Below are 26,926 nucleotides of genomic sequence, written 5' to 3' on the forward strand. Positions count from 1 at the left end.
CGGATCGGGATCACCGGCACAAGGCCGGTGATGATGTAGGGTGGGTGGCATTCAAGAAAGCGCTTAAGCCCATGCCACTCTATTTCGCCTACGGGTCCAACATGGACCAGGCCGCCATGCTCCAGCGCTGTCCGGCTTCGAAGCCGGTCGGCATCGGGCGGCTCATGCGCCACCGCTTCATTATCTTCGACGAAGGCTATGCCTCCGTGATGCGCGATCCGCAGCGCGCAGTCTGGGGCATGGTGTGGGATCTGGCGCTCGCCGATGTGCCCGCTCTCGACCGCTACGAGAGCCTTTCGACCGGCCTCTACACCAAGGTGATCCAGCCCATCGTGACCGAGCAGGGGCCGCGCCGGGCCGTCGTTTATATCGGACGGAGGACCAAGCCGGGAACGCCGCTTCCCGGTTACATGGAAGGGGTGGTGGAGGCAGCCAAGCACGCGGGCCTGCCGGAGGATTACATCCGAAGCTTAGGTATATGGCTGCCCAAGACGCAGATGGCGGCACCGGTTCCTCAGACCCCTAAAGTCCGTCCGCTCTGGAACGCTCCATCGGGAACGATCCGCAAGTCCCGCTGAGGCCCATTCGCCGGGAGAACCTTCGCCAAGGGTGCGCGTTGAGTCGCCGTATTGCGTAGGAGGTTCGCTCATGGACACGAAGACCCACTCCGTCTGGAAAGCCTATGGCTATGCCTGGGTCACCTTGGGCTTCTTCATCATTTCCCTGATCGGTCACTGGCTCTTCGGCTGGTTCGCCTATGTCAGCGACCAGCAGGCCCACGCCCAGCCGATCCAGACCTCCGAATATCTGGTCGAGATGATGCGGGACACCTTGGAGAATTGGCAATCGGAATTCCTGCAGCTTCTCTGGCAGGTCGGCGGTCTCGCTATCCTTCTCTATGTCGGCTCGCCGCAGTCCAAGGAAGGCGACGACCGGGTCGAAGCGAAGATCGACGAGATCCTGCGCAAAGTGGACCCGCAGAATGGGGAGCGTATTATCCAGACGCTCGATGAGGATTACGCTGGGCGCCACACCGATGCCCGCCACGCACACCGCTGAAAGACGATGACCGAGAGCCGAACGTCACATGTTCTGATCCATGGACGCGTCCAGGGCGTGAGCTTTCGGGCCTGGACGCAACATCAGGCGGAACTGCACGGGCTGAAAGGTTGGGTCCGCAATCGGCGCGACGGTACGGTCGAGGCGATGTTCTCAGGTCCCGACGACCTCGTGGAGGTGATGCTCAAGGCCTGTCATGAGGGGCCTTACGGCTCCCATGTGACACAGGTCGAACTCCTCCGTGCTGGTGACGCGGAAGTCGATGCTTCGGGCCGGTTCGAGATCCGGGGAACTGTCTAGCTTTTCGCTGGCTCCGTAGTCTCCACAGGGCCTCCCGCCTTCTTCCAGGCGGTGAAGCCGCCCTCCACATGGGCGACAGGCTTCAACCCCATATCCTGTGCCGTTGCCGTCGAGAGAGCCGAGCGCCAGCCGGCGGCGCAGAAGAACACGAAGGTCTTGTCCTGGGCAAAGACCGGCTTGTGATAGGGGCTTTCCGGATCAATCCAGAATTCGAGCATGCCGCGCGGACAGTGAACAGCGCCGGGCACGCGTCCTTCTCTTTCCAGCTCCCGCGGATCGCGCAGGTCCACGAACACCACGTCCTCCTGGCCATGCAGAGCCATGGCCTCGGCGACGGGTAGCGTCTTGATCTTCGCATGGGCCTCGTCGAGCAATGTCTTGTAGCCGCGTGTGATGGTCTGAGGCATGACAAAATGTTCTTCCTGTTTGAACCCTTCAACAAACTGGGCAAGATGGAAGCGGAGTCAACCGGAGGCGACGGGTGCTGGGTTTCACCAATCTCGATTATGTGGCGCTGGCCTTTTTTCTGATCGCCTGGTTCGGCTATCACGCTGCGCTCGAGCTCACGCCCGCCGGGCAGAGAAGCCTGAATAAGATCATGAACCAGTACCGCTATCGCTGGATGGAGCAGATGGTGGTGCGCGAGAACCGGATCGTCGACACCACGATCATGGCCTCGCTCATGAACGGTACCGCCTTCTTCGCCTCGACCTCGCTGATCGCCATCGGCGGCGTGCTGGCGCTGCTGCAATCCACCGACTCGGTGCTTCCCGTCTTTGCCGATCTGCCATTCGGTCCTCCGCCGACGCGGCTTGCCTGGGACGTGAAGGTGATCGGACTGGCGGTGATCTTCGTCTATGCCTTTTTCAAATTCGCCTGGGCGTACCGCCTCTTCAACTACATGGTGATCATCGTCGGCGCAGTTCCCGTCCTCAAGGAAAGCAACCAGACCGAGGCCCTCGCGGTGGCCCGGCAGGCGGGTACGATGAACGCGGTCGCCGGCAAGCATTTCAACCGGGGGCAGCGGGCCTTCTTCTTCTCGCTGGCCTATCTCGGTTGGTTTGTGAGCGCCTATCTCTTCATCGGGGCGACGGCCGGCGTTCTGCTCGTCATGTGGCGGCGCCAGTTTCTGTCGGATGCCCACGATGCAGCCTTGAGGTCGACCGATGTCTAGGAACGCGACGCCGGAGGAGCTGGAGTCCTCGATGCTCGCTCTTCTCGAAGAGCGCGGCCCTGGCAAGACCATCGGCCCGGCCGATGTGGCGCAAGTCCTCGGCGGCAACCAGCCGGAGGGATGGGGGCCCTTGATGCAGCCGGTTCGGAAGGTGGCCGTGCGTCTCATGAAGGAGGGGCGCATTGTGATTTTGCGCAAGGGCCGCCCGGTCGATCCGGATGATTTTCGCGGGACCTATCGGCTGGCGCTGCCGCCCGAAGCGGAAACCTAAGGACTTGGAAACAGCCTCGACGTGCGGCCCGTCGCATAATAGCCGATCAGGCCTGCCCATTCCTTCGTTCCCAGATCGAGCCGCCGCAAACCTTCCGAGATGAAGGCGAAGGGGCGGCGTGTGTTGCGCCCGCCGCCGGTGCGGAAATCGACCGGGTAGGGCGTGACCGGAAACTCCGCCTTCTCGAACACGCCAACGGCCCGCGGCATGTGCCAGGCGGAGGTCACGAGTAGCCAGCGCTCGCCCTCCTGGGGCTTCGCGAGATCACGTGAGAAGAGCGCGTTCTCGGAGGTCGTGCGTGAGCGGTCCTCCACCAAGATGCGGGCCGGGTCGATGCCGACACTTTTCAGATAGGCCGCGATGATGGGAGCCTCCGCAGCACCATCGCCGAAGACCGTGCCTCCACCTCCCGAGATCAGGATGCGGGCGTTCGGATAGCGGTGGGCAAGCTGAATGGTATCGAGCACGCGCTCCGCCGATTCATTGGAGACGATCATGCCGCGGGAGGCGGAATCTGCAGCCTCGACGGAGCCGCCAAGAAGGACGATGCCGTCCACCGGCCTGCCGTCGTCGCGAAAGGGCGGAAAGCGCTCTTCCAACGGCATCAGGACGTAGCTGGCGATGGGCAGAAGGCCGAGACCGGTGGTCGCCAGCGTCATGGCGAGGCTTAGACCGATGCCGAACAGACGCAGTCGCTTGAAGAACGTGAGCACCAACCCAAGCAGGATGACGCTGATCAGGAGGTTGGATGGCGTGGCGAAGAACCACGCGACTTTCGAGAGGTAGTAGAACACCCGCCATCCTTACTCGGTTCAGCCTTACGACTTGTTCGCCTCGGCCTCGTAGCGCGCCTTGGTCTCGGCATTCGGCGGATAGAGGCCGGGGAGAGGGACGCCCTTCTCGACCTCGCGCATGACCCAAAGCTCGTAACGCTCCTGCTCGACGGCAGCCTTGGCGACCTCCTCGACCATGGCCGCAGGGATCACCACCACGCCGTCCCGGTCGGCGACGATCACGTCATCCGGGAAGATCGCGACGCCGCCGCAGCCGATGGGTTCCTGCCAGCCGACGAAGGTGAGGCCGGCCACAGAGGGAGGAGCCGCGACGCCCGCGCACCAGACCGGCAGGTTCGTCCCCTCGACGCCGACCGCATCGCGCACCACGCCATCCGTGATCAGCGCTGCGACGCCGCGCTTCTGCATGCGGGCGGTGAGGATGTCGCCGAAAATGCCGGCATCGGTGACGCCCATGGAATCGACCACGGCGATGCAGCCTTCCGGCATGTCCTCGATGGCCGCACGGGTGGAGCGTGGCGAGGCCCAGGATTCCGGCGTCGCCAGATCCTCGCGCGCCGGCACGAAGCGTAAGGTGAAGGCGCGGCCGACCATCTTTTCCGTGGCGTTGAAGGCCGGCATCGGCCCCTTCATCCAGCAGCGGCGGACGCCCTTCTTCAGCAGCACGGTGGTGATCGTGGCGGTCGAGGCGGCGCGCAGGGCATCGGCGATGGTCTTGTCGAGGGTCATGGCGGTTTCCTGATGGTGGATCGGGCTTTCATAGCGTTCCGGCCGAATGAGCGCCACCTCAGAGTCTGGCTTACAAATTATTGGCAGTTCGCATGGAATGCAGGCGCATTTTCCCTCCCCCTTGTGGGGAGGGATCAAGGGGGTGCTCAACTCTCTTTTATCGTGCCTCAGTCGCGGTCGGGCGCACCCGGCGGGAAGAAATGGCGATAGGGCCGGGCCTCGTTGACCGCTCGCGCGAAGGACGGACGGGCGAGGAGCTTTGTCCGGTAATCCCGAACGCGCGGAAACGCCTCAGCGATGGGATGAACCCAGTCGGCATAGAACAGCGACGGAGCCGCGGCGCAATCGGCGGCGCTGAACCTCTCGCCAGCCGCCCATTCACGCCCGGCGAGCGTCTTGTCGAGCCAGCCATAGGCCCTGTCGAGCATCGCGTGCGCATCTGCGACGCCGCAAGGGTCGCGGTCCTTCTCCTGGCGCATGCAGTCGAAGACGATCTTCTGCATCGGCGTCATGACGTAATTGTCGAAGAACCGATCCATCAGCCGCACATTGAGAGCCTCTCGTGGGTCCTGGGGGATCAGCCGCACCGGGCCTGGGTGATAAAGTCCCAGATACTCGATGATGACGATGGCTTCCATGACGGTGCGGCCATCGTCCACGAGCACGGGGAAGCGCTTGATCGGCCAGAGCGCTTCCAGCTCGGCATCGCTCCGTTCATTGCCGAGCGTGCGGTAGTCGAACGGCGTATCGTTCTCGTACAGCGCGGTCAGGACTTTCTGGCAGTACGAGGAGAAGGGATGCGCGTAGAGCTGCAGGGTCATCGAGGCCTCGCGGTTATCAATGAATTCCTCACTGTAACCGTTTCGGTCCACATGGCCATCGCAGGAGCAAACTTCCTCAAAGTCTGAGTCATTCATCACTGGGTGGCTGGCGCTGGGATGTAGGCGCTATTCCCCTCCCTCCTTGTGGGGGAGGGCTACGGAGGGGGGTTGTGAGCGCCATGCTGGTTCCAGTCCTGCGCAGCACCCCCCTCTCCAACTCTCCCCCACAAGGGGGAGAGGGTCGGTCGCGCCTCACTCCTTTATGGGCCACCTCTTATGCCGTCTTGGCGAAGAGCTCGCGGCCTATCAGCATGCGGCGGATCTCGCTGGTGCCGGCGCCGATCTCGTAGAGCTTCGCGTCGCGCAGCAGGCGGCCCGTCGGGTAGTCGTTGATGTAGCCGTTGCCACCCAAAAGCTGGATCGCGTCGAGGGCCATCTTGGTGGCGTTCTCGGCGGCATAGAGGATGGCGCCGGCGGCGTCCTCGCGGGTGGTCTCGCCCCGGTCGCAGGCCTTGGCGACCGCATAGACATAGGCCTTCGCCGCATTCATGGTCACGTACATGTCGGCGACTTTGCCCTGCACGAGCTGGAACTCGCCGATGGCCTGTCCGAACTGCTTGCGCTCGTGGATGTAGGGCAGCACCACATCCAGGCAGGCCTGCATGATGCCTGTGGAGCCGGCCGCCAGCACGGCGCGCTCATAGTCGAGGCCGGACATCAGCACGTTCACGCCCTTGCCGACCTGGCCAAGCACGTTCTCCTCCGGCACCTCGCAATCCTGGAACACCAGCTCGCAGGTGTCGGAGCCGCGCATGCCGAGCTTGTCGAGCTTCTGATGCGTAGAGAAACCCTTGAAATCCTTCTCGATCAGGAAGGCGGTCATCCCGCGGGGGCCTGCCTCCGGGTCGGTCTTGGCATAGACCACCAGGGTCTCGGCGGTGGGGCCGTTGGTGATCCACATCTTGTTGCCGTTGAGCACATAACGGTCGTTGCGCTTCTCGGCGCGGGTGCGCATGGAGACCACGTCGGAGCCGGAGCCGGGCTCGGACATGGCGAGCGCGCCGAGATGTTCGCCCGAGATCAGCTTCGGCAGGTAGCGGCGCTTCTGCTCCTCGTTGCCGTTGCGGCGGATCTGGTTGACGCAGAGGTTCGAATGGGCGCCGTAGGACAGGCCGACCGAGGCGGAGGCGCGGGAGATCTCCTCCATGGCGATCACGTGCTCAAGATAGCCAAGACCCGCGCCGCCATATTCCTCCTCGACCGTGATGCCGTGCAGGCCGAGATCGCCCATCTGGGGCCAGAGATCGCGCGGGAACTGGTTGGTGCGGTCGATCTCCTCCGCCCGCGGGGCGATCTTCTCCTGCGCGAAGTCGCGCACGGTCTCGCGGATGGCATCGGCGGTCTCGCCGAGATCGAAATTGAAGCCCTTGGCGGCATTCGGCAGCATCTCTTGTCCTCCCAGTTCCATTCCTCGGCCCGCTGAAGCGGGTCGCGATGGATCGCTTTTCTGATCGCCCATTTTGGTCAGCAATGCTGCCCTTATCAAGGCCGGATCGCTTGGAAAAGGAAAGGTGGGGCTGTCCCAGCGACCGGCAATTGGTCGTAGGCCATAAAGAAAAGGCTCCCTCACGCTGGGTGAGGGAGCCTGATCTCTTTGATCGGATCGATCGGCCTACTCGTCGATGCTCGCCGTCTGCACGGCGTCCATGTTGCGGCAGACGCCCTGTGCACTGAGGCGACCTTGGTCGCGGGGGTCGCAGGCGCTCTGGACGAACATGCGCCACTGGTTCTCGGTGCCATAGAACGTGTTGCGGTCCACATCGCCCTTCACGCCGGGAACCCGGCCCGTCGTCGTGAACTGCCAGAAGGTCCAGCGGCGGTCGTTGTAGCGCACGTGGGGCTCGGCTGCCGTGCTGCGGATCCAGTACGGGTAGTCGTTGAACTCGCCCTCCAGGATCTCCTTGTGGAAGGTGATGTCGGTGTAGATGATCGGCCGCTTGCCGGTATGCGCTTCCATCTCGCGCAGCATCACGTTGATCATGGCGAGCGCCTGCTCGCGCGGAACTTTTTTCGGGCAGTTCACCGACTGTCCGTTCCACTCCACGTCGAGAACTGGGGGGAGGGCGTGCGGATCCTGAGGCACGTTGCGCTTGAACCATGCCGCCTGCTCATGGGCCGGACGGCACCAATAGACGAAATGGTAGGCGCCGCGCGGAACGCCCGCCTTCTTGGCCTCCCACCAGTTCTCATGGAACTTGCTGTCGATATGGTCACCGCCCTCGGTCGCCTTGATGAAGGCGAACTTGGTGCCGGCCTGGTGCAGGGCGGCCCAGTCGACGTCACCCTGCCACTTGGAGATGTCGACCCCATGGATCGGCAATCGGTGAGCCGTCGCGACGCCCTCGTGGGGGCGGGCGTCACCCTTCGTCGGGTAACGGCCCGACGAGGGGGCGATGGCGCAGGAGGCGAGACCCAAGGCGATTGCAGCGAGCGCGCTGAACCGGGCAGCCCGAACGAATGTCGTTAGGCCGGAACTCTTGGAGCGGCTGGAGGAGCGGCGGCGAGTCTTCATCGGTTCAACTGTATTGTACGCAAAACGGGATCGCACCAGAGATGCCGGAAGAGCGTTAACAGGCCCTTACGACAGCGGTGCGAAGCGAGCCTACAGATGAAACCAGGCCGTTGCGATACCTAAAAAGGCTAGGAAGCCGACGATGTCCGTGATGCTGGTGACGAAGGGTCCAGACGACACGGCCGGGTCGACGCCGAGCTTGTTGAGGGTCAGCGGCACAAAGATGCCTCCGAGGGCCGCGAAGACCAGGACCGTGATGAGTGCGAGGCCGATCACGACCCCGAGCTGCGGCGACTGGAACCACAGACCGGCCACGCTCCCCAGGATGACGGCGAAGACCAGCCCGTTAAGCAGGCCGACCGCCGCCTCGCGGCGGATGATGCGCCAGGCATTGGAGCGCCCGAGCTCGCGGGTGGCGAGCGCCCGGACGGCGACAGTCATGGTCTGGGTGCCGGCATTGCCGCCCATGGAGGCGACGATGGGCATCAGGATGGCGAGTGCCACCATCCGCTCGAGGGACTCCGAGAAGAGCCTGATGACGCTCGCGGCCAGGAAGGCGGTGCACATATTGGCGAAAAGCCAGGGAAAGCGGCTTCGCTGGGTATAGAGCACCGTATCGGAGAGCTCTTCGTCCGATTTCACGCCGCCGAGTTGCTTGATGTCGGCGTCCGCCTCTTCCTCGAGCACGTCCACGATGTCATCGACAAGGATCACGCCGACGAGCCGGCCTGACTCGTCCACCACTGCGGCAGAGACGAGGTTGTAGCGCTCGAACAGGCGGGCGACTTCCTCCTGATGCTCGGTCGCCTCCACCCGGTCGGGCTCGGCGTTCATGATGTCCTGGATCGTGACCGGGCGCTTGGAGCGCAGGAGCTTGTCCAGGGGAACCGCTCCGAGCAGATGAGCGGCCGGATCGATGACGAAGATCTCGTAGAAGGTCTCCGGCAACTCCTCCGTCTCGCGCATGAAGTCGATGGTCTGCCCCACCGTCCAGAACGGCGGCACAGCGATGAACTCGGTCTGCATGCGCCGTCCGGCGCTGTCTTCCGGGTAGTCGAGGGAGCGCTGGAGGGCGACGCGCTCGATGGCGGGAAGCTGATCGAGAACTTCTGCCTTCTCCTCTTCGGGAAGGCTTTCGAGAATGGTGACGGCATCGTCGGAATCGAGGTCGCGCACGCCCTCGGCCACGGTCGCCGTCTCGAGTTCCTCGAGGATCTCCTCGCGGACCGCTTCGTCCACCTCGGTGAGGGCGGCGAAGTCGAAGGAGGTGCCGAGAAGCTCGATGAGACGCGGGCGCTGATCCGGCTCGAGCGCCTCGAGAAGATCGCCGAGTTCGGATTCGTGGAAGTCCTCGACGAGCTTCTGCAGGCGCTCGACCTCCGAGGCCTCAATGGCATCGGCGGCGGCGGCCAGGAATTCCGGATTGAGCTCGCCTTCCTCATCCCTGAAGGCCAGGGATTCGGTTTCAGGCCCATCGGGCTTCGGAAGCGGCGTCTTGTCTTCGACTTCCAGCATCAGCCGTCCTCTGAAGCTCTGAAGGTGGGTTGTCCGCCTTTTAGGTGTGCATGGAGGACCACGCAATGCGCCTAAAAGACTTTCTCGAAGAAACAGTTATTGGCCGTCCCTGCCAGCTCGATTCAGGGGGCTGAGACGATGGTTCAAGCCGCCTTGCGCTGAACAGATATGGTCAACAAAAAAGGCCCCGAAAGGGGCCTTTTTCGTCTTCGACACGAGCGTGCCGAAAGTTGGTGCGGTCAAGAGGACTCGAACCTCCACGGGTCTCCCCGCTACCACCTCAAGGTAGTGCGTCTACCAATTCCGCCATGACCGCGAACTCGGTTTCAGGACTGGTTTTCCTGAAGAGGTCGCCGCTCTAGCAGATCGATTGGGACACCGCAACCCCTTCCGTGGAGCTTGCGGCGATTGAGCTGAGCGAATGCCACGCTTGCCTATGGCGGTATAGGCGATAAGCGCCTGTAACGACTATATAAGCGGGAGTTTCACGAAGAGTGCGAGGTTGACCCGTGCTCCTTCAGGGACCGGAGCATTCCCGCTCCGCTTCCCGCCAAGTTCCAAGGTAAATCGGTGTCGAACCTGCGAGACAGCCTGACCGTTCAATTCCATCCCGACAGCGGCTCCGACCCCGTGGAATGGCTCATCACGGATGGCCTTGTCGGCTATGAGGAGGCCGTCGCCTTCATGGAGGCCCGCGCCGAGGCGATTGCTGCCGGAGAGGCGCGGGAGCTGGTCTGGCTCGTGGAGCATCCGCCGCTTTATACGGCGGGGACTTCCGCTAAGCCGGCGGACCTCGTGGAACCTGACCGCTTTCCCGTTCATCAGACGGGGCGGGGAGGGCAATACACCTATCACGGTCCCGGGCAGCGGGTGGCTTATGTAATGCTCGATCTCAAGCGCCGCGCTCCGGATCTGCGTCGCTATGTGACCGCCCTGGAGGCCTGGCTCATCGCGACGCTCGATGCCTTCAACATCCGCGGCGAGCGGCGGGAGGATCGGGTCGGCGTGTGGGTGCGCAGGCCTGACAAGGGCGAGACTGCCGAGGACAAGATCGCCGCCATCGGAATCCGCGTCCGCCGCTGGGCCACCTTTCATGGCATCAGCCTGAACGTGGAGCCGGATCTCTCGCATTTTTCCGGCATCGTTCCCTGCGGCGTGACCCAGCACGGGGTGACGAGCCTTGTCGATCTCGGGATCCCCGTCACGATGCCAGAGGTCGATGCGGCGATGCGCAAGGCTTTCGAGGAGATCTTCGGGCCGACGGAGCGGGTAAGCAGACCGTTGCTCTTGAGCCACGGCGTCTAGGTTTTTCACAGCGGATACGGCAAGGCTTCTCCCCAAGACCGCTTCATGCTCTAAGCTGGAGCAATCGGCTGATCATTGGCGGAACTTCCATGCAACGTGCCCTTCTCGCTTCCCTCGTCGCCCTGGCCGCCTCGGCCTGCGCCGTCCGGCCTGCGCCGACGGAACTCGTCAAGATCGTCGATTCGCCTGCGGATGTGCTGGCTTGTACGCGCCTCGCCGAGGTCAGTCCCGTCACTCCGACGACGCCGGGAACCCACAGGCCCGTCGATATCGGCTTCGGCGTGACCCTCGGCCGTTCCACCTTCGGCTATGCCACCGAGGATATGCTCCAGGCGACCGTCGCGCTCGGCGGCACGCATCTCTATCTGCAGCAGGTCTCCCACGACTGGTCGCTCGTGCGCGGCATCGCCTATCGCTGCGGACCCGGCGTGGTGCGAGAAGAAGCAGTCATTCGTGCGAAAGGCTGACGTGACCTTCTGCTGAAGCCAGTTGCGCGGGCTCACCGGTTCTAGGTACTGACGGTGAGGCTCTCCGGCTCGCCGCCGCGAAGGAGCCAGGAACAAGGGAGACCTGCGCCGTGCCTGTCATCGCCACCTCTGCCGATCTGACATCGGAAACCGCGCGGGCGAACCGTGCCGCCTGGGCCGAAATCGCCCAGGAACTCCAGTCCAAGCGGCAGTCGGTCGCCGAGGGCGGCCCCGCCAAGGCGCGGGAGCGGCATCTCGCCCGCGGCAAGCTCCTGCCGCGCGAGCGGGTGATGCGCCTCCTCGACCCCGGCGCTCCGTTCCTGGAGCTTGGCTCGCTCGCCGCTCACGGCATGTACGAGGATGCGATTCATGGTGCCGGCATCATCACCGGCATCGGGCGCGTCGAAGGCCGCGAGGTCATGATCGTCTGCAACGACTCGACGATCAAAGGCGGCACCTACTATCCGATGACGGTGAAGAAACATCTGCGCGCCCAGGAAGTGGCGCGCGAGAATCGTCTGCCCTGCATCTATCTCGTCGATTCCGGCGGTGCGAACCTGCCGCACCAGACCGAGGTGTTCCCCGACCGCGAGCATTTCGGCCGCATCTTCTACAATCAGGCGACCCTGTCTTCGCTCGGCATCCCGCAGATCGCCTGCGTCATGGGTTCGTGCACGGCGGGCGGCGCCTATGTGCCGGCGATGTCCGACGAGACGATCATCGTGCGCCGTCAGGGCACCATCTTCCTCGGTGGCCCGCCCCTGGTGAAGGCGGCGACGGGCGAGGTGGTGTCGGCGGAGGATCTCGGCGGTGCGGAGGTGCATGCCCGGCAATCCGGCGTGGCGGATCATTATGCCACCGACGACGTTCATGCCCTCGCCATAGCGCGCCGCATCGTCGGCACGCTGAACACCCGCAAGAGCATCGACATCGACATCGCCGATCCCGTCGAGCCGAAATATTCCATCGCCGATCTCGATGCAATCGTGCCGACCGATCTCAAGAAGCAGTATGACATCCGTGAGGTGATCGCGCGCCTCGTCGACGGTTCCGAGTTCGACGAGTTCAAGCGCCTCTACGGCACGACGCTGGTGACAGGCTTTGCCCGGATCTGGGGCATGCCGGTTGGCATCATTGCCAATAACGGCATCCTGTTCTCGGAGAGCGCGCTTAAAGGCGCGCATTTCATCGAGCTGTGCTGCCAGCGGCGCATTCCGCTGCTCTTCCTGCAGAACATCTCCGGCTTCATGGTCGGGCGTCAGTACGAGGCGGGTGGCATCGCCAAGGACGGCGCCAAGCTGGTGACGGCGGTGGCCTGCGCTCAGGTGCCCAAGATCACGCTTCTGGTCGGCGGTTCCTTCGGTGCCGGCAATTACGGCATGTGCGGCCGCGCCTATTCCCCGCGCTTCCTCTTCACCTGGCCGAACTCGCGCATTTCGGTGATGGGCGGCGAGCAGGCGGCAAGCGTCCTCGCCACCGTGCGGCGCGACAATATCGAGGCCGAGGGCAAGGCCTGGAGCACGGAGGAGGAAGAGACCTTCAAGGCACCGATTCGCGACAAGTACGAGAAGGAGGGCTCGCCCTATTACGCCACCGCGCGCCTGTGGGACGACGGCATCATCCTGCCCTCCGAGACGCGCCGTGTGCTGGCGCTGGCCTTCTCGGCGGCACTGAACGCTCCCGTGCCTGAAACCAGGTTCGGCGTGTTCAGGATGTAATCCGCCGGCTTAAGGCGCTACCTTGCGGCGGGATGGCCTACCCGCCGTATTGGCCTTCTGCCGCTCCAGCCTTTCGTTCTGCGCGTGCAAAGCCTCAGCTTCGGCGAGGGCTTTTTCGACCTCTTCATCGATGCGCCGATACTTCTCGTCCTCGATCTGCTGTTGCGCTTCCTCGACCGCGCCGACCGCATAGCCGGATAGCCCGGTTGGGTCGAACGAGCTTGCGAGGTTCAGCGCGGCCGATGTCATGCGGTGCTTGGCCTGGGTCTGCTGCGCGTCAGCGATCGCGGCAAGGGCGCCCGATCCCTCAGCTTCCTGCGGCATTGCAGGAGCCGCTGTCTGGGTGCAGGCGGCCAGGAGCGGAAGCATCGCAAGGACCAGACCAAAGGAAGTGAGATGCCGAGGAGCCATTGGCAGATTCCTGAAAAGCCCCATTTATCATGGGCGCGATCCTTGGAGGCCTCTCCAAACGGAGGGGAGGGCTGACAGTGACCATGAAGGATGGGACCGGTGCCTACGCGTCCGAGAAGGCGCGAGGCTTCTACGCGTCTCAAGTCATGAACCTGGCCGGCGTCGAAAATCGCCGGATCAGGGATGCCTTCGCAGAGGTCGTTCGCGAAGCCTTTCTGCCGCCCCCGCCATGGGCGGTCATCAGCATGGGTGTCGCGAGGCGGACCTCTGACGTCGCCGAGATTTACAACAACGTCCTCGTCGCCATCGATTCCGAGCGCGGCATCAACAATGGCGAGCCAGCCCTCCATGCAGCCTGGATCGATGCGGTCGACCCGCAGCCTGGCGAGACCGTGATCCATGTGGGCGCGGGGACCGGCTACTATACCGCCATCCTGGCGCTTCTCGTGCAGCCGGACGGGCATGTCGAAGCGTTCGAGTACGAAACCGATCTGGCCGCCCAGGCGGCGAGAAACCTGATCCCCTATCCCAATGTGACCGTCCACGCGGCCTCCGCCTTCGGCCGGGTCTTGCCGAATGCCGATATCGTTTACGTCAATGCGGGTGCCATCGCCCCCGATGTGCAATGGTTGCGGGCACTCAATCCGGGAGGACGGCTGATCTTTCCCTGGCAGCCGCACAAAGGCTGGGGGCCGGCGCTGTTGGTGACGCGGCAGACGGGAGGCTTCAGCGCGCAATCGCTCATGACGGTCGGGTTCATCTCATGCAGCGGCACGACCGAAAAAATCTCGGTCGCAAACCTGCCGACCGAAGCCGACCTTGCGGACGTTCGCTCCGTTTGGATCAGGGGCGAGCGATCTCCCGACGCGAGCGCCATCGCGGTCTACGACGATGTCTGGTTCTCGTCTGAAGGGGTGGAGTCCTGACCGAACAGGACCGGAATGGATCCGGCCCTGCTATCGTCCATCTAAAGGCTAGATGACGAAGAAGTCGCTGTAGGTGAGCTTCAGGTTCTTCGAGAGGGTGGCGATCTTCACCTGAGACGCCGAGCCGGTGCCGTCCTTGTCGTAATAGAGCGCGCCCGACTTCTTGTCGTAGACGATCCGATCCTCGGCATCCTGTGCCTTGTTGCTCTTCACGAACATATCGCTCTTGAACTTCTTCGGCTTCGAGGCCGAGCCGGATCCCACTTTGGTGAAGTATTTGTTCTCCAACCAGATCGAGTCGTATTTCGGATTGAAGTCGTAGATCCGGTCCACGTTCCTGGTCTTGTGCGGTGTCGTGTCGAAGACGAAGGTGTCCTTGCCCGAGCCGGAACCGCCATAGAGCTTGTCGTTGCCGGCTCCACCATAGATGGTGTCGTTGCCGCCCTGGCCCTTGAGCGTGTTCACGCCCGCATGGCCGAAGATCTGGTTGGCCGTGTCGGAGCCGGTGAGATTGGCGCTGACCCTCGACGACACGCCGGAGAGCTTGAGAATCTCGATCTGCGCATCCGAGTTCAACGCATAGCTGCCGCTGACGATCACCGTATCCCGGCCCTCATTGACGGCTTCCTCGAAAACATCTCCGGCCCTGATGTAATAGGTGTCGTTGCCGCCTCGGCCTTTCAGGATCGCGGATCCGGTGCCGACGAACACGTCATCGAAGGACGAGCCCAGAAGGCCTTCGATGGAGCTGTAGGTATCGCCCGCCGCATCGCCGCCGCTGCCGCCCGCAAGGCTCGCCGCCACGCCGGTCCTGGCACTGGCGAAGGAGACGAAGTCGATGCCATCGCCGCCGCTCAGGATATCGGCGCCTGCCCCGCCATCCAGCGTGTCGTTGCCGTGATAGCCCCACAGGCGGTCGACGCCCAACCCGCCGCCCAAGGCATCGCCATAGATCGTGCCGCCGAACTGATCGTCTGCACCGGTGCCGGCGAAGATCTGGCCGGTGGTGCGCGGATCCACGATCTGGGCTCGGATGCCCAGTGGATCGTCCGGGCGGCCTGGGGTCTCGTCATCCCAACTCACAAGAATGCGGCCATCCGCCAGAGCGGTCAGGCTGATCTCCCCTTGTTCGCCGAGGCCGGCGTTGACGCGGATCTCGTCCCCGGTACGAGTGCCAAAGCGGTCGAAGGTCACCAGACAGATATCGGACTTGGTTTCGTCATAGCGACTGTAGTCCTCGAAGGCCACGGCGAAGCCCACGTCCGCAAGCGCCGTAACTGCAGGCCTCCCTTGGCCGTCTACCGTCGTCACGTTGATCCTGAATTCGCCACCCGATTTCGAGCCGTCGGCGTTCAGGATCTGCGCCATGATGCAGGAGCCTGAACCGTCGCCGCTCGGTCCGTCGGGATGCTGCCAGACCACGACGATGCGGCCGTCCTCAAGCAGGGTCGCAGCAGGGTATTCCTGATCGCCTGTTGTTGTGGTCGGCACCAGGAATTCCTGGCTGCCGGGAACCGGCTGTCCGTCCGCCGTCATGATGCGGCCGATGATGGCGAAACCGGACGGATCGGCCGCGATGCTTCCCGAATAGAAGACGGCATAGTTGCCGTTCTTCAGCCCGACCGCGGTGGGATTGGATCCAGCGGTCACAGGAACGGGAGTCTCGACACCGAGAGGATTGCCATTGGCGTCATATGCCTGTGCGGCCACATCGCCTGGAAGAGGCGGCGTTTCATAGGTGATCACAAATCCGCCGTTGGCTGTGGCCGAGACATCGGGCCGATTTTGAAAACCGCCTTTGTTGGAATTGACGACGAACTCCGTCCCTAACGCCTCTCCGGCCGGTGAGTACAGGCGTGCTCGGATCTCCGTAGGCTGATCTCCCGGTTGCTCGCTGTTGTCCTGCCACGCTACGACAAAGCGGCCGTCGTTGAGCACGGCGATCGATGGTCGGCCTGTGTCTCCATCGGCCCCGGCATGCTCGGTGATGATGAACTCGCCGCCCTTTTTCGTGCCGTCGGCATAGAACACCTGTCCTCGAATTCCACCTCGATCGTCGTCTCCATAATTCAGTCCCCAGACCGCGACGAAGGATCCGTCCTTCAACAACACCACATCTGGAGTGAACTGACCATCCTGCGTGAAGGTGTTGACGAGAAATTCGGATCCCCAAAGGACAGGCGCAGCCATCGCGTGAATTCCCTGTTTTCGCCGCTCGACGAGCGGAGTTCTTGCTTGAAACAGGGTATCTTTATGAATCAGACCTGCCGTTGCGGATACTCTCTGAACAGGGGGTATGGAGAGACGCGACAGGAGAATCCTGTCCCAAAATTGTTGCGGCCAAGCAACACCTTCAAACCTTCAACATCTTGCCCCTCTTGGCCCAAGCTCCGCCGCGATGCCGCCATAAACCGGGCGCTACTCCTGAAGCAGATTAAAGTGCTTCAAAACCAAAGCTTTACGTTACGGCGCCAGGGGCGAAATCGGAATTAAGGCTGTTGAAGTGATCCTTCGTAAGGATCGTTGCATCGGTAGCGTGGCACATGGCAGATCACGGGAGTTCCAAAGGGCTTGGATCTCCTCGTGAGAACCGGCTGGGAAAAGAGTTGAAGCCATGGATGCGCGGTTGATCGACAAGTCGAAGCTGCCGAGCCGTCACGTGACGGTGGGGCCCGCTCGCGCGCCGCATCGCTCCTACCTCTACGCCATGGGTCTGACCAAGGAGCAGATCGCGCAGCCGCTCGTCGGCGTCGCCACCTGCTGGAACGAGGCCGCCCCCTGCAACATCTCGCTGATGCGACAGGCGCAAGCCGTGAAGAAGGGCGTCGCGGCCGCCAGCGGCACGCCGCGCGAGTTCTGCACCATCACCGTCACCGACGGCATCGCCATGGGCCACCAGGGCATGAAGGCGTCGCTCCCGTCGCGCGAGGTGATCGCGGATTCGGTCGAGCTGACCATGCGTGGTCATTCCTACGACGCGCTCGTCGGCATGGCCGGTTGCGACAAGTCTCTGCCCGGCATGATGATGGCGATGGTGCGCCTCAACGTGCCGTCGATCTTCATCTATGGCGGTTCGATTCTTCCCGGTTCCTTCCGCGGCCGACAGGTGACCGTGCAGGATCTCTTCGAGGCGGTCGGCAAGTACTCCGTCGGCGAAATGTCGGATGAGGACCTGACCGAGCTCGAACAGGTGGCCTGTCCGTCGGCCGGCGCCTGCGGGGCACAGTTTACCGCTAACACCATGGCGACCGTGTCCGAGGCCATGGGTCTTGCCCTGCCGTACTCGGCGGGCGCTCCAGCGCCTTACGAGATCCGCGACCGGTTCTGCGCTGCGGCCGGCGAGCAGATCATGGACCTGATCGCCAGAAACATCCGCCCGCGCGATATCGTGACCCGCAAGTCGCTGGAGAACGCTGCAACGGTCGTTGCGGCCTCCGGCGGCTCGACCAATGCGGCTTTGCATCTGCCAGCCATCGCGCATGAGGCGGGCATCAAGTTCGACCTGTTCGACGTCGCCGAGATTTTTAAGCGCACGCCCTACATCGCCGATCTGAAGCCCGGCGGGCGCTACGTCGCCAAGGATCTGTTCGAGGTCGGCGGCATTCCGCTGCTCATGAAGACGCTGCTCGATCACGGCTTCATGCACGGCGACTGCATGACGGTGACCGGCCGCACCATGGCCGAGAACCTCGCTTCCGTGAAATGGAACGAGCATCAAGACGTGGTCTATCCGGCCAACACGCCGATCACGCCCACCGGCGGCGTCGTGGGGCTCAAAGGAAACCTCGCTCCCGAAGGCGCCATCGTGAAGGTCGCCGGCATGGCGACGGACAAGCAGGTCTTTCGCGGCCCGGCGCGCTGCTTCGACGGCGAGGAGGCCTGCTTCGAGGCGGTCTCCACGCGCCAGTACAAGGAAGGCGAGGTTCTGGTGATCCGCTATGAGGGACCGCGCGGCGGTCCCGGCATGCGCGAGATGCTCTCCACCACGGCGGCGCTGTACGGCCAGGGCATGGGTGACAAGGTCGCACTGATCACCGACGGTCGCTTCTCTGGCGCGACACGCGGCTTCTGCATCGGTCATGTGGGGCCGGAAGCGGCGGTGGGCGGCCCGATTGGATTGATCAAGGACGGCGACATCATCGCGATCGATGCCATCAAGGGCACCATCGACGTCGAGCTATCGGACGAGGAACTGGCCAAGCGCCGCGCTGAATGGAAGCCGCGCGAGACCAACGCCACCTCAGGCTATCTCTGGAAATACGCACAAACAGTGGGTCCTGCGCGGGATGGGGCTGTCACCCATCCCGGCGGAGCCGCAGAAAAAGAAACCTATGCGGACGTTTAAACTCCTCGCAGCCACATTGTGGGTGGCTACCCTTGGTGCAGGCGCAGCCTATGCGCTCGATGCCGCGCCGCGTCCGCAACCGCTCACGCCCGCACTCTCGCCAGCCTTGGCGCCTGCCACCAAGTATGGTTCGGCACGCGATGCCCTGCGCAGCGGCATGCGTGACTACTATGCCGGCGACAAACTCGGAGCCGTGCACGCGCTCGAATATGCGGCGGGCCAAGGGCATTCGCTCGCGCTCTGGAAGCTCGGTCGCATGTATGCCGATGGCGACGGTGTCGAGCACGACGACCTGAAGGCCTTCGAATATTTCTCCAGGCTCGCCGACCAGCATGCGGACGAGAGCCCTGATTCCCCGAACTCCGCTGTCGTCTCCAGCGCCTTCGTGGCGCTCGGCACCTATTTCCTGGACGGCATCAAGGACACCTATGTCGCGGCCAATCCGGAGCGCGCCGTCGAGATGTTCAGCTACGCGGCGTCCTATTTCAGCGATTCCAATGCGCAGTACAATCTCGCGCGTCTCTATCTCGAGGGAACCGGCGTCCGAAAGGACGCCCGCCACGCGGCGCGCTGGTTCAATCTGGCGGCCGAGAAGGGACACACCGCATCCCAGGCGCTCCTCGGTCATCTGCTGATGACCGGGCAGGGCGTTCCACGCCAGCGGGCCAAGGGCCTCATGTGGCTGACTCTCGCGCGCGAAGCCTCGACCGATGGCGCCAAGGATCAATGGATCGTGTCGCTCTACGACGAGGCCTTCGCAGCCGCGGACGAGAGCGACCGGAAGTTGGCGCTGGCTCTGCTTGAGCAGTACATCCAGTCGCGGCGTTAACGCAGGCTACGGAGCCTTCCCATAGTCATGGCCGGGTTTGTCCCGGCCATCTACGTCTTGGGAACCACAGCGGGATAAAGGCGTGGATCCCCGGATCAAGTCCGGGGACGGGGATGACGGCGAAGCGTTTGAGGATCACTCGATATCCAGATTGACGATCACCGGCACGTGGTCGGAGGGCTTGTCCCAACCGCGCACGTCCTTTCGGATCGAGGTCGTCCTGAGCTTGTCCTGTGCCTGGGCCGAGAGCAGCAGGTGGTCGATGCGGATGCCGTTGTTCCGCTGGAAGGCGCCGGCCTGATAATCCCAGAACGAGTAGAGACCCGGCTGATCGTTGCAGGCGCGCACCGCATCGAGGAAGCCGAGATTGAGAAGCTCCCGGAACCTCGCCCGGCTCTCCGGCTGGAACAGGGCGTCGTTGGTCCAGGCGGCCGGGTCCATGGCGTCCTTGGGCTCGGGGATGACGTTGTAGTCGCCGCACAGGACGAGGGGCTCTTCGAGCACGAGCAGGCTCTTGGCATGGGCGCGGAGCCGGTCCATCCAGGCGAGCTTGTAGTCGAATTTCGGCGTGCCGATGGGATTGCCGTTCGGCAGGTAGATGGAGGCCACCCGCACGGCACCGTTCGAGGTTGAGATCACCCCTTCCAGGTAGCGCGCCTGCTCGTCGCTCTCGTCTCCGGGCAGGCCGCGGCGCACATCCTCGAGCGGGCGCTTGGAGAGGATAGCGACGCCGTTATAGGCCTTCTGGCCATGGGTGACGACGTTGTAGCCCAGTGCCTCGACCTCGCCCCGGGGAAAGGTCTCGTCCACGCATTTCAGCTCCTGCAGGCAGACCACATCCGGATCGGCGCTCTTCACGAAGGTGGCGAGGTGGTCCAGCCTCTGCTTGATGGAGTTCACGTTCCAGGTGGCAATGCGCATCGGGACATTCTCGCTCTTTCGGTCTCGTTGTTTCATCGGATTTTCGTCCTCGGCTGGCAAGCTGGAACTCGTCATCATCCCCACGGTTGCGTCTCATGCCCGAATCCTGGTTCACCCCCATCGACAGCTATTGCGAACGCCTCGGGGCCGCATTCTGGGCCGAGCCGCTGAATGCGGTGACGAACGGCGCCTTCATCGCAGCGGCCCTTTGTGCCCTCGTGCTCTGGCGGCGGGCGGGAGGTCGGGACTGGTCGGCACTCTGGCTGATTGCCGTCACCTTCATCGTCGGAACCGGCAGCTTCCTGTTTCACACCTTCGCCTACCGGTGGTCGCTCCTGGCGGACGTGCTGCCCATCGCCGTCTTCATCTACAGCTATTTCCTGATCGCCATGGCCCGGTATCTCGGCCTCGGGCTGGTCGCGGCCATTGCCGTGACGGTGCTGTTTGCCGCCTTCAACATGTCCTTCGGCCGTCTCTGGTTCGGCATTCTTCCCGGCCTGACGCTGAACGGATCGGTCGGATATCTCCCGGCGGCCTTGGCGCTGTTCGCGGTCGGGACCGTCTGTCAGGCATCAGGCGTGCGGGAAGCGGGCAGGGCGCTTCTGCTGGCGGCTTGCGTGTTTGCCCTGTCCCTGTTTTTCCGCTCCGTCGATAGCACGGTCTGCGCGACAATGCCTACAGGAACCCATTTTCTGTGGCATGTGCTCAATGCGCTCGTGCTCTTCATTCTCATGAAGGCCGCCATCGTCCATTCATCCCGGAAAAGCCCGATCCATGTCCAAGGTTGAAATCCACGGCTACGCCATCGTCTCCGACAACGACTGCATTGCCGATGCCTCGGGGCAGACGCCCGATGTGCTCCGCAACGATGCCGATTGGGCCTATTTCCAGGCCGAGCTCAACAAGTCCGACGTGACGGTGCTCGGCCGCCTGGGACATGAGTCCAATCCGAACCCGAGAGGCCGCCTGCGGATGATCGTGTCTTCCTCTTCGACCGGCTTGGAGCGGCGCGCGGACGGCTGGTGGTGGAATCCTGAAAGTCTGCCCTGGGCCGAGGCGATCCAGACCGTGCTGCCGACGGGTGGGCGCGTCGCCGTACCCGGTGGGCGTCAAGTGTTCGATCTTTTTCTGGGAATTGGATACACAGCCTTCCACCTGACGCGGGCGGAGGGAACTTTCGTTCCAAACGGTGTGCCTGTCCTCTCAGGCTGCGATGGCGATACGAGGGCCGAGGCGCTCCTGTCGGCACATGGATTGAGGCCGGGGCCCCGCCAGATCCTCGATCCGAGAGGGCCGGTGAGCCTGACAATTTGGCGGAACGGTAGCCAAGACTCGTGAGTTTGCTTGGAGTTGACGTGCAACAGCGACCCAAAGGGAGGAGCCGATGCGTCACCTCACAATCTCAACCGCGCTGCTCGCAGGCTGCCTGATCGCCGGAGCGGCATGGGCACAGGGGGCCTCGGGCGGTTCCAGTAGCGGCTCGTCATCCTCGGCATCACCGTCCAGCGGCTCGTCTGCTACCCCGAGCGGTTCGACCCTTCGCCCGCCTGCCCAAGGCATGCGGGGAAGTGCCGATCCCGGAAACAGGGCAAGCCGTGCCGGCGGATCGACAGGGAGCACGCCGGCAGGGAATTCAACCACCACCGGCCCTATTCCTCCGCCCGGCACGGAGGGCAGCTCCGGGCCAGCCGCCACAGGCACGGTCGCAGGCAACAATCGCCTGCAACCGGGCGAGCGTTCTACCGTCGGCCCCAGCACGCGCGAGGAGAAACTCCTCGAAGAGGCCGACAAGAGGGTCAGGCGCGGAATCTGCCAGGGCTGCTGAAGAGCCTGCCGATGGTCAGGCGGCCTCGTCGAGGCCCGGATAATCCGTGTAGCCCTCGGTGTCGCCGCCATAGAAGGTGGCGCGGTCGGGCTCGTTGAGAGGCGCGTTGAGACGGAAGCGCTCCACGAGATCCGGATTGGCGATGAAGAGACGCCCGAACGCCACCAGATCGGCACGGCCGCTGGAGACGGCCTCGGCGGCCATGTCGCGGTCATAGCCGTTATTGGCGATATAGGCGCCGCGGAAGGAGCGGCGCAGGCCCTCGTAATCCACGTTCACGGCGTTCCGGTCACCCTGGGTGGCGCCTTCGATCACATGGATATAGCCAAGCCCAAGTCCGTCGAGTTTCTGCACCACGTGGCTGAACAGAGCCTGCGGATTGGAATCGGCAGTGTCGTTGACCTTGGCGGGCGAGAGGCGGATGCCGACGCGTCCCTTGTCCCAGACCTTGAGCACGGCCTCGACCGCTTCGATGGTCAGGCGGGCTCGGTTTTCGATGGAGCCGCCATAGGCGTCCGTGCGGTGGTTCGAGCCGTCCTTCATGAACTGGTCGAGCAGATAACCGTTCGCCGCGTGGATCTCGACGCCATCGAACCCGGCCTCCTTGGCATTGCGGGCTGCATTCTCGTAATCGCGCAGAATGCCGGGAATTTCCGAGATATCGAGGGCGCGAGGCTCCGACACTTCCGCAAAGCCTTCCTTGAGGAAGGTCTTGGTCTGGGCGCGAAGCGGCGAGGGGCCGACAGGCGCGCCGCCGCCCGGCTGCAGCGAGGTGTGGGACACGCGGCCCACATGCCAGAGCTGAATGAAGATCCGCCCGCCGGCCTTGTGAACCGCATCGGTCACTTTACGCCAATGGGCAACCTGCTCCGGAGAATAGATGCCAGGCGTGCGCAGGTAGCCCTGGCCCTGGTGGGAAATCTGCGAACCTTCCGAGATCAGGAGGCCGGCGCTGGCGCGCTGAGCGTAATAGGTCGCCGTAATATCGCGAGCCACATCTCCCTCCGCCGCCCGGTTCCGGGTGAGGGGCGCCATGACGAGCCTGTTCGGCAGGGTCAGGTCGCCCAGCGTGAAGGGCTGGAACAATGCATTGGCATCAGCGCTCATCGTAAAACCTCATTCGATCCTGTGGAATTATCTATAGTACAGGTCGATACGAGATAATCAGCCCTCCTTTCGATGCAACGGAGGGCTGCTATGCAAAATTTCGATGCCTTGATGGCAACGGCCTGTTCAGGTCGGATTGCTGGCCTGATCAAGCTGCGCGATGTCATCATTGTCGAGGCGCAGCTTCGTCGCCTGCACGAGATCACGGATCTGTTCCACGCTCGTGGCGCTCGCGATCGGCGCCGTGAGTCCTGGTCGGGCCATGAGCCATGCGAGCGCTACTTGAGCCGGCGTCGCATTCTTCCGATCGGCCGCTTCGTCGAGCGCTGCAAGAATGCGCTTGCCGCGATCATCGAGATAGGCGGTCATGCGCCCGCCGCGCACGCTCTTGCCGAAATCCGCTTCCGACCGGTACTTGCCCGTCAGGAACCCGCTGGCGAGACCGTAATAGGGAATGACGCCAACCTCCTCCTTGCGACAGAGCGGCTCGAGATCGGCCTCGTATTCGGCACGGTCGGACAGATTGTATTTGGGCTGCAGGCTTTCGTAGCGCGGCAGGCCGAGTTCGGCGCTGATCTCCAATGCTTCCTTCAGCCGAGCGGCCGTGAAGTTCGAGGCGCCGATGGCCCGCACCTTTCCATCCCGGATCAGCTCCTCATAGGCCCCGAGCGTCTCCTGCTGCGGCGTATCGATATCGTCGCGATGGGATTGATAGAGATCGATGTAATCGGTCTGAAGACGCTGAAGCGAGGCTTCCACCGCAGAGCGGATATAGCTTTTCGACAATCCCTTCTGGTCCGGTCCCATTTCGGAACCGACCTTGGTGGCGATCACGAGCTTGTCGCGGTTGCCGCGCGCCTTCATCCATTTGCCGATGATGGTTTCCGACTCGCCGCCTCTGTGGCCGGGCACCCAGGTGGAATACACATCCGCCGTGTCGATGAAGTTGAGACCCGCATCGGCATAGGCATCGAGCACCTTGAACGACGTCGCCTCGTCAGCCGTCCAGCCGAAGACATTGCCGCCGAGGCACAGGCGAGAAACCATCAAGTCCGAGCGGCCGAGCCGACGCTTTTCCATCTTCATCTCCATGATCCGCTTCCGATCTGGAGCTGATAAGGGCACTGGCGATACGGCAGGTCAAGAACGCGGCATCCGATCCGCTGTGATCGGACGCCGTTTTCTGTTCGTGATCAGGCCGCGGCGCTCAAGGCGATGCCGCGGGCCTCCGCGAATGCAACGAGTTCGGATTCGTTGCCGACGCGATGGCGCTGATCGATGGTCCAGCCACTCTCGTCGCGCACCACGATATAGCCCCGTGCCTGCAGACGGGAGATTACCGCCTGAATGCCGCTCGACTCGGTCTTCGTCACACCGCGCTCGGCGATGAAGCGCTCGATGGCCGCCTGTGCGGCCTGCGCGAGATCAATCGCATCAGCGCGGTTCGCGGGCTTGGCCTTCGCTTTGGCCTGCGCCAGCACGCGCCCAGGATCGCGGCGAACGGACTTCCAGCCGCCGCGACCGGATGTCTGTGCGTTGGCCAGTTCCGGCTCCGTCGAACGGACAACGGCAGGAGCTTCGGTAACGAGGATCCGCGGTGCCGGCGGAGGAGCCGCGGGCTGCGGGGCAGGGCGGAGAGCCGCAACCTGCGAGACGCCTCGTACCGCAGGCAGGACTGCTTTCTTCACATCCGCCTTTGGCTTCTCCGCAGGCTTCTGGACGGTAAGCCGCGCCTTCTCCTGCAGGGCCTTCTCTTCGCGGGCCCGACGCGCCGCCTCCTCTGCTTTGCGCGTCTCTTCCGCTTTCCGTTTAGCCTCGGCCTCGGCCTCGGCCTTCCTGGCCTCCATGGCCTGACGCTTCGCTTCCTCTTCGGCCTTCTTCGCCTCCACATCGCGACGGGTCGCGGCCTCGGCCGCGCGCTTGACCCGAACGAGGAGACGCTGGTCGATGCGTGCCTTCTCGGAAATCGCTGCCCGTGCGGCCCGGATCATTCCGGCTTCCGATTCTGCTACGGAATTTTTCAACCGCTCGGCCATGCAAGATTCGAGAGCCTTGAGTGCTCGAGCAAGCGCGGCCTGAATATCGATTGCCTGCGGCAGGATCTGCGGAGCCGATGCGACTGGCTGTGCAGGAACCTCGATCCGGCTCGTAGAAATCTCGCGCTTCGGAGCGGATTGCCGAGGCGGCGTTTGAGCCGCAGACTTTGCCGGCACAGGCTTTGGCGATTGCACCTGCGCTGCTTTAGGACGCACCGTTCCTGCTGCCGTAATTTTCGCCAGCTTGGAAAGATCGCGAACGCCGATCAGGCCGAGATCCTGCATCTTCCAGCGGATCTGTGTCACCGTTCTTCCGAGATCGGCGGCAATATGTTTGTCGGTCATCGGCGGATCGGCCGAGACGAGTTCGCGCAGGCGTGCGACGCTGGCTTCATCCCAGGACTGGTGGGGTTGAACGAGGGTGCCGATCAGCCGTGCCCTGGCATAGGTTGCCGGAACGGGTCTTCCCAGTTTCGCGGCGGTGACGGGAACCGGAATCCTGGCTTCCCTGTCGCGACGCAGAATCTCAAGTTCTTCTTCAGTCCAGACCCTGTTCATTGCAGGGCTTCTCCTTTTCTCAGCTCGAGCATCGGACCCAAAAATGGTCTCCACTTTTGGGATCGATCCGATGCTCAATCCCTTAAGCGGCGCATCGTTGAGCGCGGAAAGCCGGGTCCACCTTTCCGCACGATGCGCTAGGCTGGGATCCGGCGAACCTGCATCGCGAGAAGAAGAGCGAGTGCGAAGGGAGAAGGAAATTCGCCGGATCGTGCCGGCGACGGATAACCGTTAGACCGACATAGAGTGGAAAGTCACCTGGTGGGCAGTGCCGGTTCTGGCGGAGCTCGCCGCCTGGAACCAAGGGGCTGGCCCCGGATCGGGTCGCAGCTCATGATCGCGCATGACGCAGCCCCCCTTCACGAAGCGTATGCTTCGCGACGAGGGCCAATGCGGTTGCTTGAGGTCGAGCTGCAAGTGCATGACGAATGGTTCAAATCAAGAGTGATGGGAGATGTAGTCGGCTTCGGATCAAATCTCAATGCTTGAGATGGCCGTAACGGAAAGTTTCCTCGCAAGAGCGAAGAGCCTTGCGGAATAACGCTTTCAGCGACCTTTTCGGCAGGCTCGTAAGGATTGGTTAACCATGAAAGCGCATCCTTCACCTTGTGAGTCTCGTGGGGATTTCACGCATGCCTGACAGGGGGACGGCTCATGGCCGACAGCAGCGTTACGCAAACGATCAGCGAGAGAATCGAAGCCGTAAAGAAGGTCGTGAATCTGATCGCGCAGGCGGGCAGGGGAGATGATCTGCATGATCTGCGCGTCCTTCTCATCAACATCATGAGCCTGCTCAAGCGCGATCCCGGCATCGAGGCTGCAGTGGACGATCTCTACGCATCGGCTGAGGCTCTGGTAAAAGATGCGTCGTCCGGCATGCCACCCAACGCAAGATCGCTTCGCCTCCTGCTCTCAGCCTCGGACCGTTTCTGCAGCCGCCTCACCGCCGCAGTGGATCGCATCGCCCCTGAACCTGAGATGCGTCTCAAAGGATTGGAAGCGGCCTACGCGGTTCAGCTCGAGCGCTTCTCCATGAGTGCAGATCTGGATCCGGTCGGCCAAGTCGCCTGACGCGTTCGAGACGACCGCGTCACGTCAACCGTCTCTTCACTTGCGTTGATCCAGCCCTCTTTGCGTACGGCATCGAGGGTTTTCTGTTGGCTCGAGCGGCTTTCAGGACGGACGGGGAGAGCCACGTCTGATTTTGGAAGGGCAGGCTGCGGCCTGGCTCGGTGCCAAACGC

The 26,926-nt window shown here is 63.1% G+C and carries 27 protein-coding genes, 1 tRNA gene and 1 pseudogene; 15 read left to right on the top strand and 14 right to left on the bottom strand.

Annotated elements, in window-relative coordinates:
- Nucleotides 1–71 precede the first annotated feature (71 nt).
- The 3 genes and pseudogenes from ACS5Q1_RS17090 to ACS5Q1_RS17100 all read left to right on the top strand — a co-directional run.
- Nucleotides 72–485: pseudogene (locus ACS5Q1_RS17090) on the top strand (gamma-glutamylcyclotransferase family protein); the annotation flags it as partial.
- A gap of 163 nt (nt 486–648) precedes the next feature.
- Entirely contained in the window at nt 649–1,059 is a 411-nt protein-coding gene (locus ACS5Q1_RS17095; RefSeq protein WP_473099317.1) for a DUF6766 family protein, read from the top strand.
- A gap of 6 nt (nt 1,060–1,065) precedes the next feature.
- Nucleotides 1,066–1,359, top strand: coding sequence for an acylphosphatase (locus tag ACS5Q1_RS17100; RefSeq protein ID WP_473099318.1), 294 nt, complete (start codon nt 1,066–1,068; stop codon nt 1,357–1,359).
- Here ACS5Q1_RS17100 and ACS5Q1_RS17105 read toward each other — a convergent pair.
- A complete protein-coding gene (locus tag ACS5Q1_RS17105) occupies nt 1,356–1,766 on the bottom strand; it encodes a rhodanese-like domain-containing protein (RefSeq protein WP_203443436.1) in 411 nt (136 codons plus the stop codon). The genes ACS5Q1_RS17100 and ACS5Q1_RS17105 overlap by 4 nt on opposite strands.
- A gap of 74 nt (nt 1,767–1,840) precedes the next feature.
- Between ACS5Q1_RS17105 and ACS5Q1_RS17110 the strand changes: the two genes are divergently transcribed.
- A complete protein-coding gene (locus ACS5Q1_RS17110; RefSeq protein ID WP_473099319.1) occupies nt 1,841–2,533 on the top strand; it encodes a DUF599 domain-containing protein in 693 nt (230 codons plus the stop codon).
- Nucleotides 2,526–2,804 carry a DUF3253 domain-containing protein gene (locus ACS5Q1_RS17115; RefSeq protein WP_473099320.1) on the top strand — a complete coding sequence of 93 codons (279 nt, stop codon included), beginning with the start codon at nt 2,526–2,528 and terminating at the stop codon, nt 2,802–2,804. Before ACS5Q1_RS17110 ends, ACS5Q1_RS17115 begins: the two co-directional genes overlap by 8 nt.
- Here ACS5Q1_RS17115 and ACS5Q1_RS17120 read toward each other — a convergent pair.
- From ACS5Q1_RS17120 to ACS5Q1_RS17150, 7 genes are all read right to left on the bottom strand, one after another.
- The gene (locus ACS5Q1_RS17120; protein ID WP_473099321.1) at nt 2,801–3,598 is read right to left on the bottom strand and encodes a YdcF family protein; all 798 of its coding nucleotides are present in this window, start codon (nt 3,596–3,598) and stop codon (nt 2,801–2,803) included. The two genes, ACS5Q1_RS17115 and ACS5Q1_RS17120, sit on opposite strands and share 4 nt — an antisense overlap.
- A gap of 24 nt (nt 3,599–3,622) precedes the next feature.
- Complete coding sequence (locus tag ACS5Q1_RS17125) at nt 3,623–4,327, bottom strand: ribonuclease activity regulator RraA (RefSeq protein ID WP_473099322.1); 705 nt, start codon at nt 4,325–4,327, stop codon at nt 3,623–3,625.
- Nucleotides 4,328–4,494: 167 nt separating this feature from the next.
- Nucleotides 4,495–5,148: a glutathione S-transferase family protein gene (locus ACS5Q1_RS17130; RefSeq protein ID WP_473099323.1), complete on the bottom strand. Its 654-nt coding sequence runs from the start codon at nt 5,146–5,148 to the stop codon at nt 4,495–4,497.
- 274 nt (nt 5,149–5,422) lie between these two features.
- A complete protein-coding gene (locus ACS5Q1_RS17135) occupies nt 5,423–6,595 on the bottom strand; it encodes an isovaleryl-CoA dehydrogenase (RefSeq protein WP_473099324.1) in 1,173 nt (390 codons plus the stop codon).
- 225 nt (nt 6,596–6,820) lie between these two features.
- Nucleotides 6,821–7,720, bottom strand: coding sequence for a glycoside hydrolase family 25 protein (locus ACS5Q1_RS17140; RefSeq protein WP_473099325.1), 900 nt, complete (start codon nt 7,718–7,720; stop codon nt 6,821–6,823).
- 90 nt (nt 7,721–7,810) lie between these two features.
- Nucleotides 7,811–9,235 (bottom strand): magnesium transporter, encoded by a 1,425-nt coding sequence (mgtE, locus tag ACS5Q1_RS17145; protein WP_473099326.1) that lies wholly within the window; start codon nt 9,233–9,235, stop codon nt 7,811–7,813.
- A 231-nt stretch (nt 9,236–9,466) separates the two neighbouring features.
- Nucleotides 9,467–9,551: transfer RNA gene (locus tag ACS5Q1_RS17150), tRNA-Leu, on the bottom strand.
- 254 nt (nt 9,552–9,805) lie between these two features.
- Here ACS5Q1_RS17150 and lipB point away from each other — a divergent pair.
- From lipB to ACS5Q1_RS17165, 3 genes are all read left to right on the top strand, one after another.
- Entirely contained in the window at nt 9,806–10,540 is a 735-nt protein-coding gene (gene lipB, locus ACS5Q1_RS17155) for a lipoyl(octanoyl) transferase LipB (protein WP_473099327.1), read from the top strand.
- An 89-nt stretch (nt 10,541–10,629) separates the two neighbouring features.
- Nucleotides 10,630–11,007: a hypothetical protein gene (locus ACS5Q1_RS17160; protein WP_203443446.1), complete on the top strand. Its 378-nt coding sequence runs from the start codon at nt 10,630–10,632 to the stop codon at nt 11,005–11,007.
- A 110-nt stretch (nt 11,008–11,117) separates the two neighbouring features.
- Entirely contained in the window at nt 11,118–12,725 is a 1,608-nt protein-coding gene (locus ACS5Q1_RS17165; RefSeq protein ID WP_473099328.1) for a carboxyl transferase domain-containing protein, read from the top strand.
- Nucleotides 12,726–12,734: 9 nt separating this feature from the next.
- Here the strand turns inward: ACS5Q1_RS17165 and ACS5Q1_RS17170 are convergent, their stop codons facing one another.
- On the bottom strand, nt 12,735–13,136 hold the full coding sequence (locus ACS5Q1_RS17170) for a hypothetical protein (RefSeq protein WP_473099329.1): 402 nt from the start codon (nt 13,134–13,136) through the stop codon (nt 12,735–12,737).
- Nucleotides 13,137–13,219: 83 nt separating this feature from the next.
- On the opposite strand from ACS5Q1_RS17170, the gene ACS5Q1_RS17175 reads away from it, so the two are divergent.
- Nucleotides 13,220–14,062, top strand: a complete 843-nt coding sequence (locus ACS5Q1_RS17175) for a protein-L-isoaspartate O-methyltransferase family protein (protein WP_473099338.1) — start codon at nt 13,220–13,222, stop codon at nt 14,060–14,062.
- Between the two features lie 48 nt (nt 14,063–14,110).
- Here the strand turns inward: ACS5Q1_RS17175 and ACS5Q1_RS17180 are convergent, their stop codons facing one another.
- On the bottom strand, nt 14,111–16,252 hold the full coding sequence (locus tag ACS5Q1_RS17180) for a calcium-binding protein (protein ID WP_473099330.1): 2,142 nt from the start codon (nt 16,250–16,252) through the stop codon (nt 14,111–14,113).
- A gap of 424 nt (nt 16,253–16,676) precedes the next feature.
- Here ACS5Q1_RS17180 and ilvD point away from each other — a divergent pair, with 424 nt between their 5' ends.
- Nucleotides 16,677–18,407 (top strand): dihydroxy-acid dehydratase, encoded by a 1,731-nt coding sequence (ilvD, locus tag ACS5Q1_RS17185; RefSeq protein ID WP_473099331.1) that lies wholly within the window; start codon nt 16,677–16,679, stop codon nt 18,405–18,407.
- On the top strand, nt 18,394–19,236 hold the full coding sequence (locus tag ACS5Q1_RS17190) for a tetratricopeptide repeat protein (RefSeq protein WP_203443451.1): 843 nt from the start codon (nt 18,394–18,396) through the stop codon (nt 19,234–19,236). Before ilvD ends, ACS5Q1_RS17190 begins: the two co-directional genes overlap by 14 nt.
- A gap of 135 nt (nt 19,237–19,371) precedes the next feature.
- Here ACS5Q1_RS17190 and xth read toward each other — a convergent pair whose 3' ends face one another.
- On the bottom strand, nt 19,372–20,157 hold the full coding sequence (gene xth, locus ACS5Q1_RS17195; protein WP_473099339.1) for an exodeoxyribonuclease III: 786 nt from the start codon (nt 20,155–20,157) through the stop codon (nt 19,372–19,374).
- Between the two features lie 95 nt (nt 20,158–20,252).
- Here xth and ACS5Q1_RS17200 point away from each other — a divergent pair, with 95 nt between their 5' ends.
- The 3 genes from ACS5Q1_RS17200 to ACS5Q1_RS17210 are packed head-to-tail and all read left to right on the top strand — an operon-like array spanning nt 20,253 to nt 21,982.
- On the top strand, nt 20,253–20,945 hold the full coding sequence (locus tag ACS5Q1_RS17200) for a ceramidase domain-containing protein (protein WP_473099332.1): 693 nt from the start codon (nt 20,253–20,255) through the stop codon (nt 20,943–20,945).
- Nucleotides 20,932–21,495 (top strand): hypothetical protein, encoded by a 564-nt coding sequence (locus tag ACS5Q1_RS17205; protein WP_473099333.1) that lies wholly within the window; start codon nt 20,932–20,934, stop codon nt 21,493–21,495. The genes ACS5Q1_RS17200 and ACS5Q1_RS17205 overlap by 14 nt, the downstream gene beginning before the upstream one ends.
- A gap of 46 nt (nt 21,496–21,541) precedes the next feature.
- A complete protein-coding gene (locus tag ACS5Q1_RS17210; protein WP_473099334.1) occupies nt 21,542–21,982 on the top strand; it encodes a hypothetical protein in 441 nt (146 codons plus the stop codon).
- A gap of 15 nt (nt 21,983–21,997) precedes the next feature.
- Here ACS5Q1_RS17210 and ACS5Q1_RS17215 read toward each other — a convergent pair whose 3' ends face one another.
- The 3 genes from ACS5Q1_RS17215 to ACS5Q1_RS17225 all read right to left on the bottom strand — a co-directional run bounded on the left by ACS5Q1_RS17215 (nt 21,998) and on the right by ACS5Q1_RS17225 (nt 25,683).
- Nucleotides 21,998–23,089, bottom strand: a complete 1,092-nt coding sequence (locus tag ACS5Q1_RS17215) for an alkene reductase (protein WP_473099335.1) — start codon at nt 23,087–23,089, stop codon at nt 21,998–22,000.
- 126 nt (nt 23,090–23,215) lie between these two features.
- Nucleotides 23,216–24,169 (bottom strand): aldo/keto reductase, encoded by a 954-nt coding sequence (locus ACS5Q1_RS17220; RefSeq protein WP_473099336.1) that lies wholly within the window; start codon nt 24,167–24,169, stop codon nt 23,216–23,218.
- A 113-nt stretch (nt 24,170–24,282) separates the two neighbouring features.
- The gene (locus tag ACS5Q1_RS17225; RefSeq protein ID WP_473099337.1) at nt 24,283–25,683 is read right to left on the bottom strand and encodes a hypothetical protein; all 1,401 of its coding nucleotides are present in this window, start codon (nt 25,681–25,683) and stop codon (nt 24,283–24,285) included.
- Between the two features lie 654 nt (nt 25,684–26,337).
- On the opposite strand from ACS5Q1_RS17225, the gene ACS5Q1_RS17230 reads away from it, so the two are divergent.
- Nucleotides 26,338–26,754, top strand: a complete 417-nt coding sequence (locus ACS5Q1_RS17230; RefSeq protein ID WP_203443458.1) for a hypothetical protein — start codon at nt 26,338–26,340, stop codon at nt 26,752–26,754.
- Nucleotides 26,755–26,926 lie beyond the last annotated feature (172 nt).

The organism is Microvirga sp. GN3 (assembly GCF_055792825.1).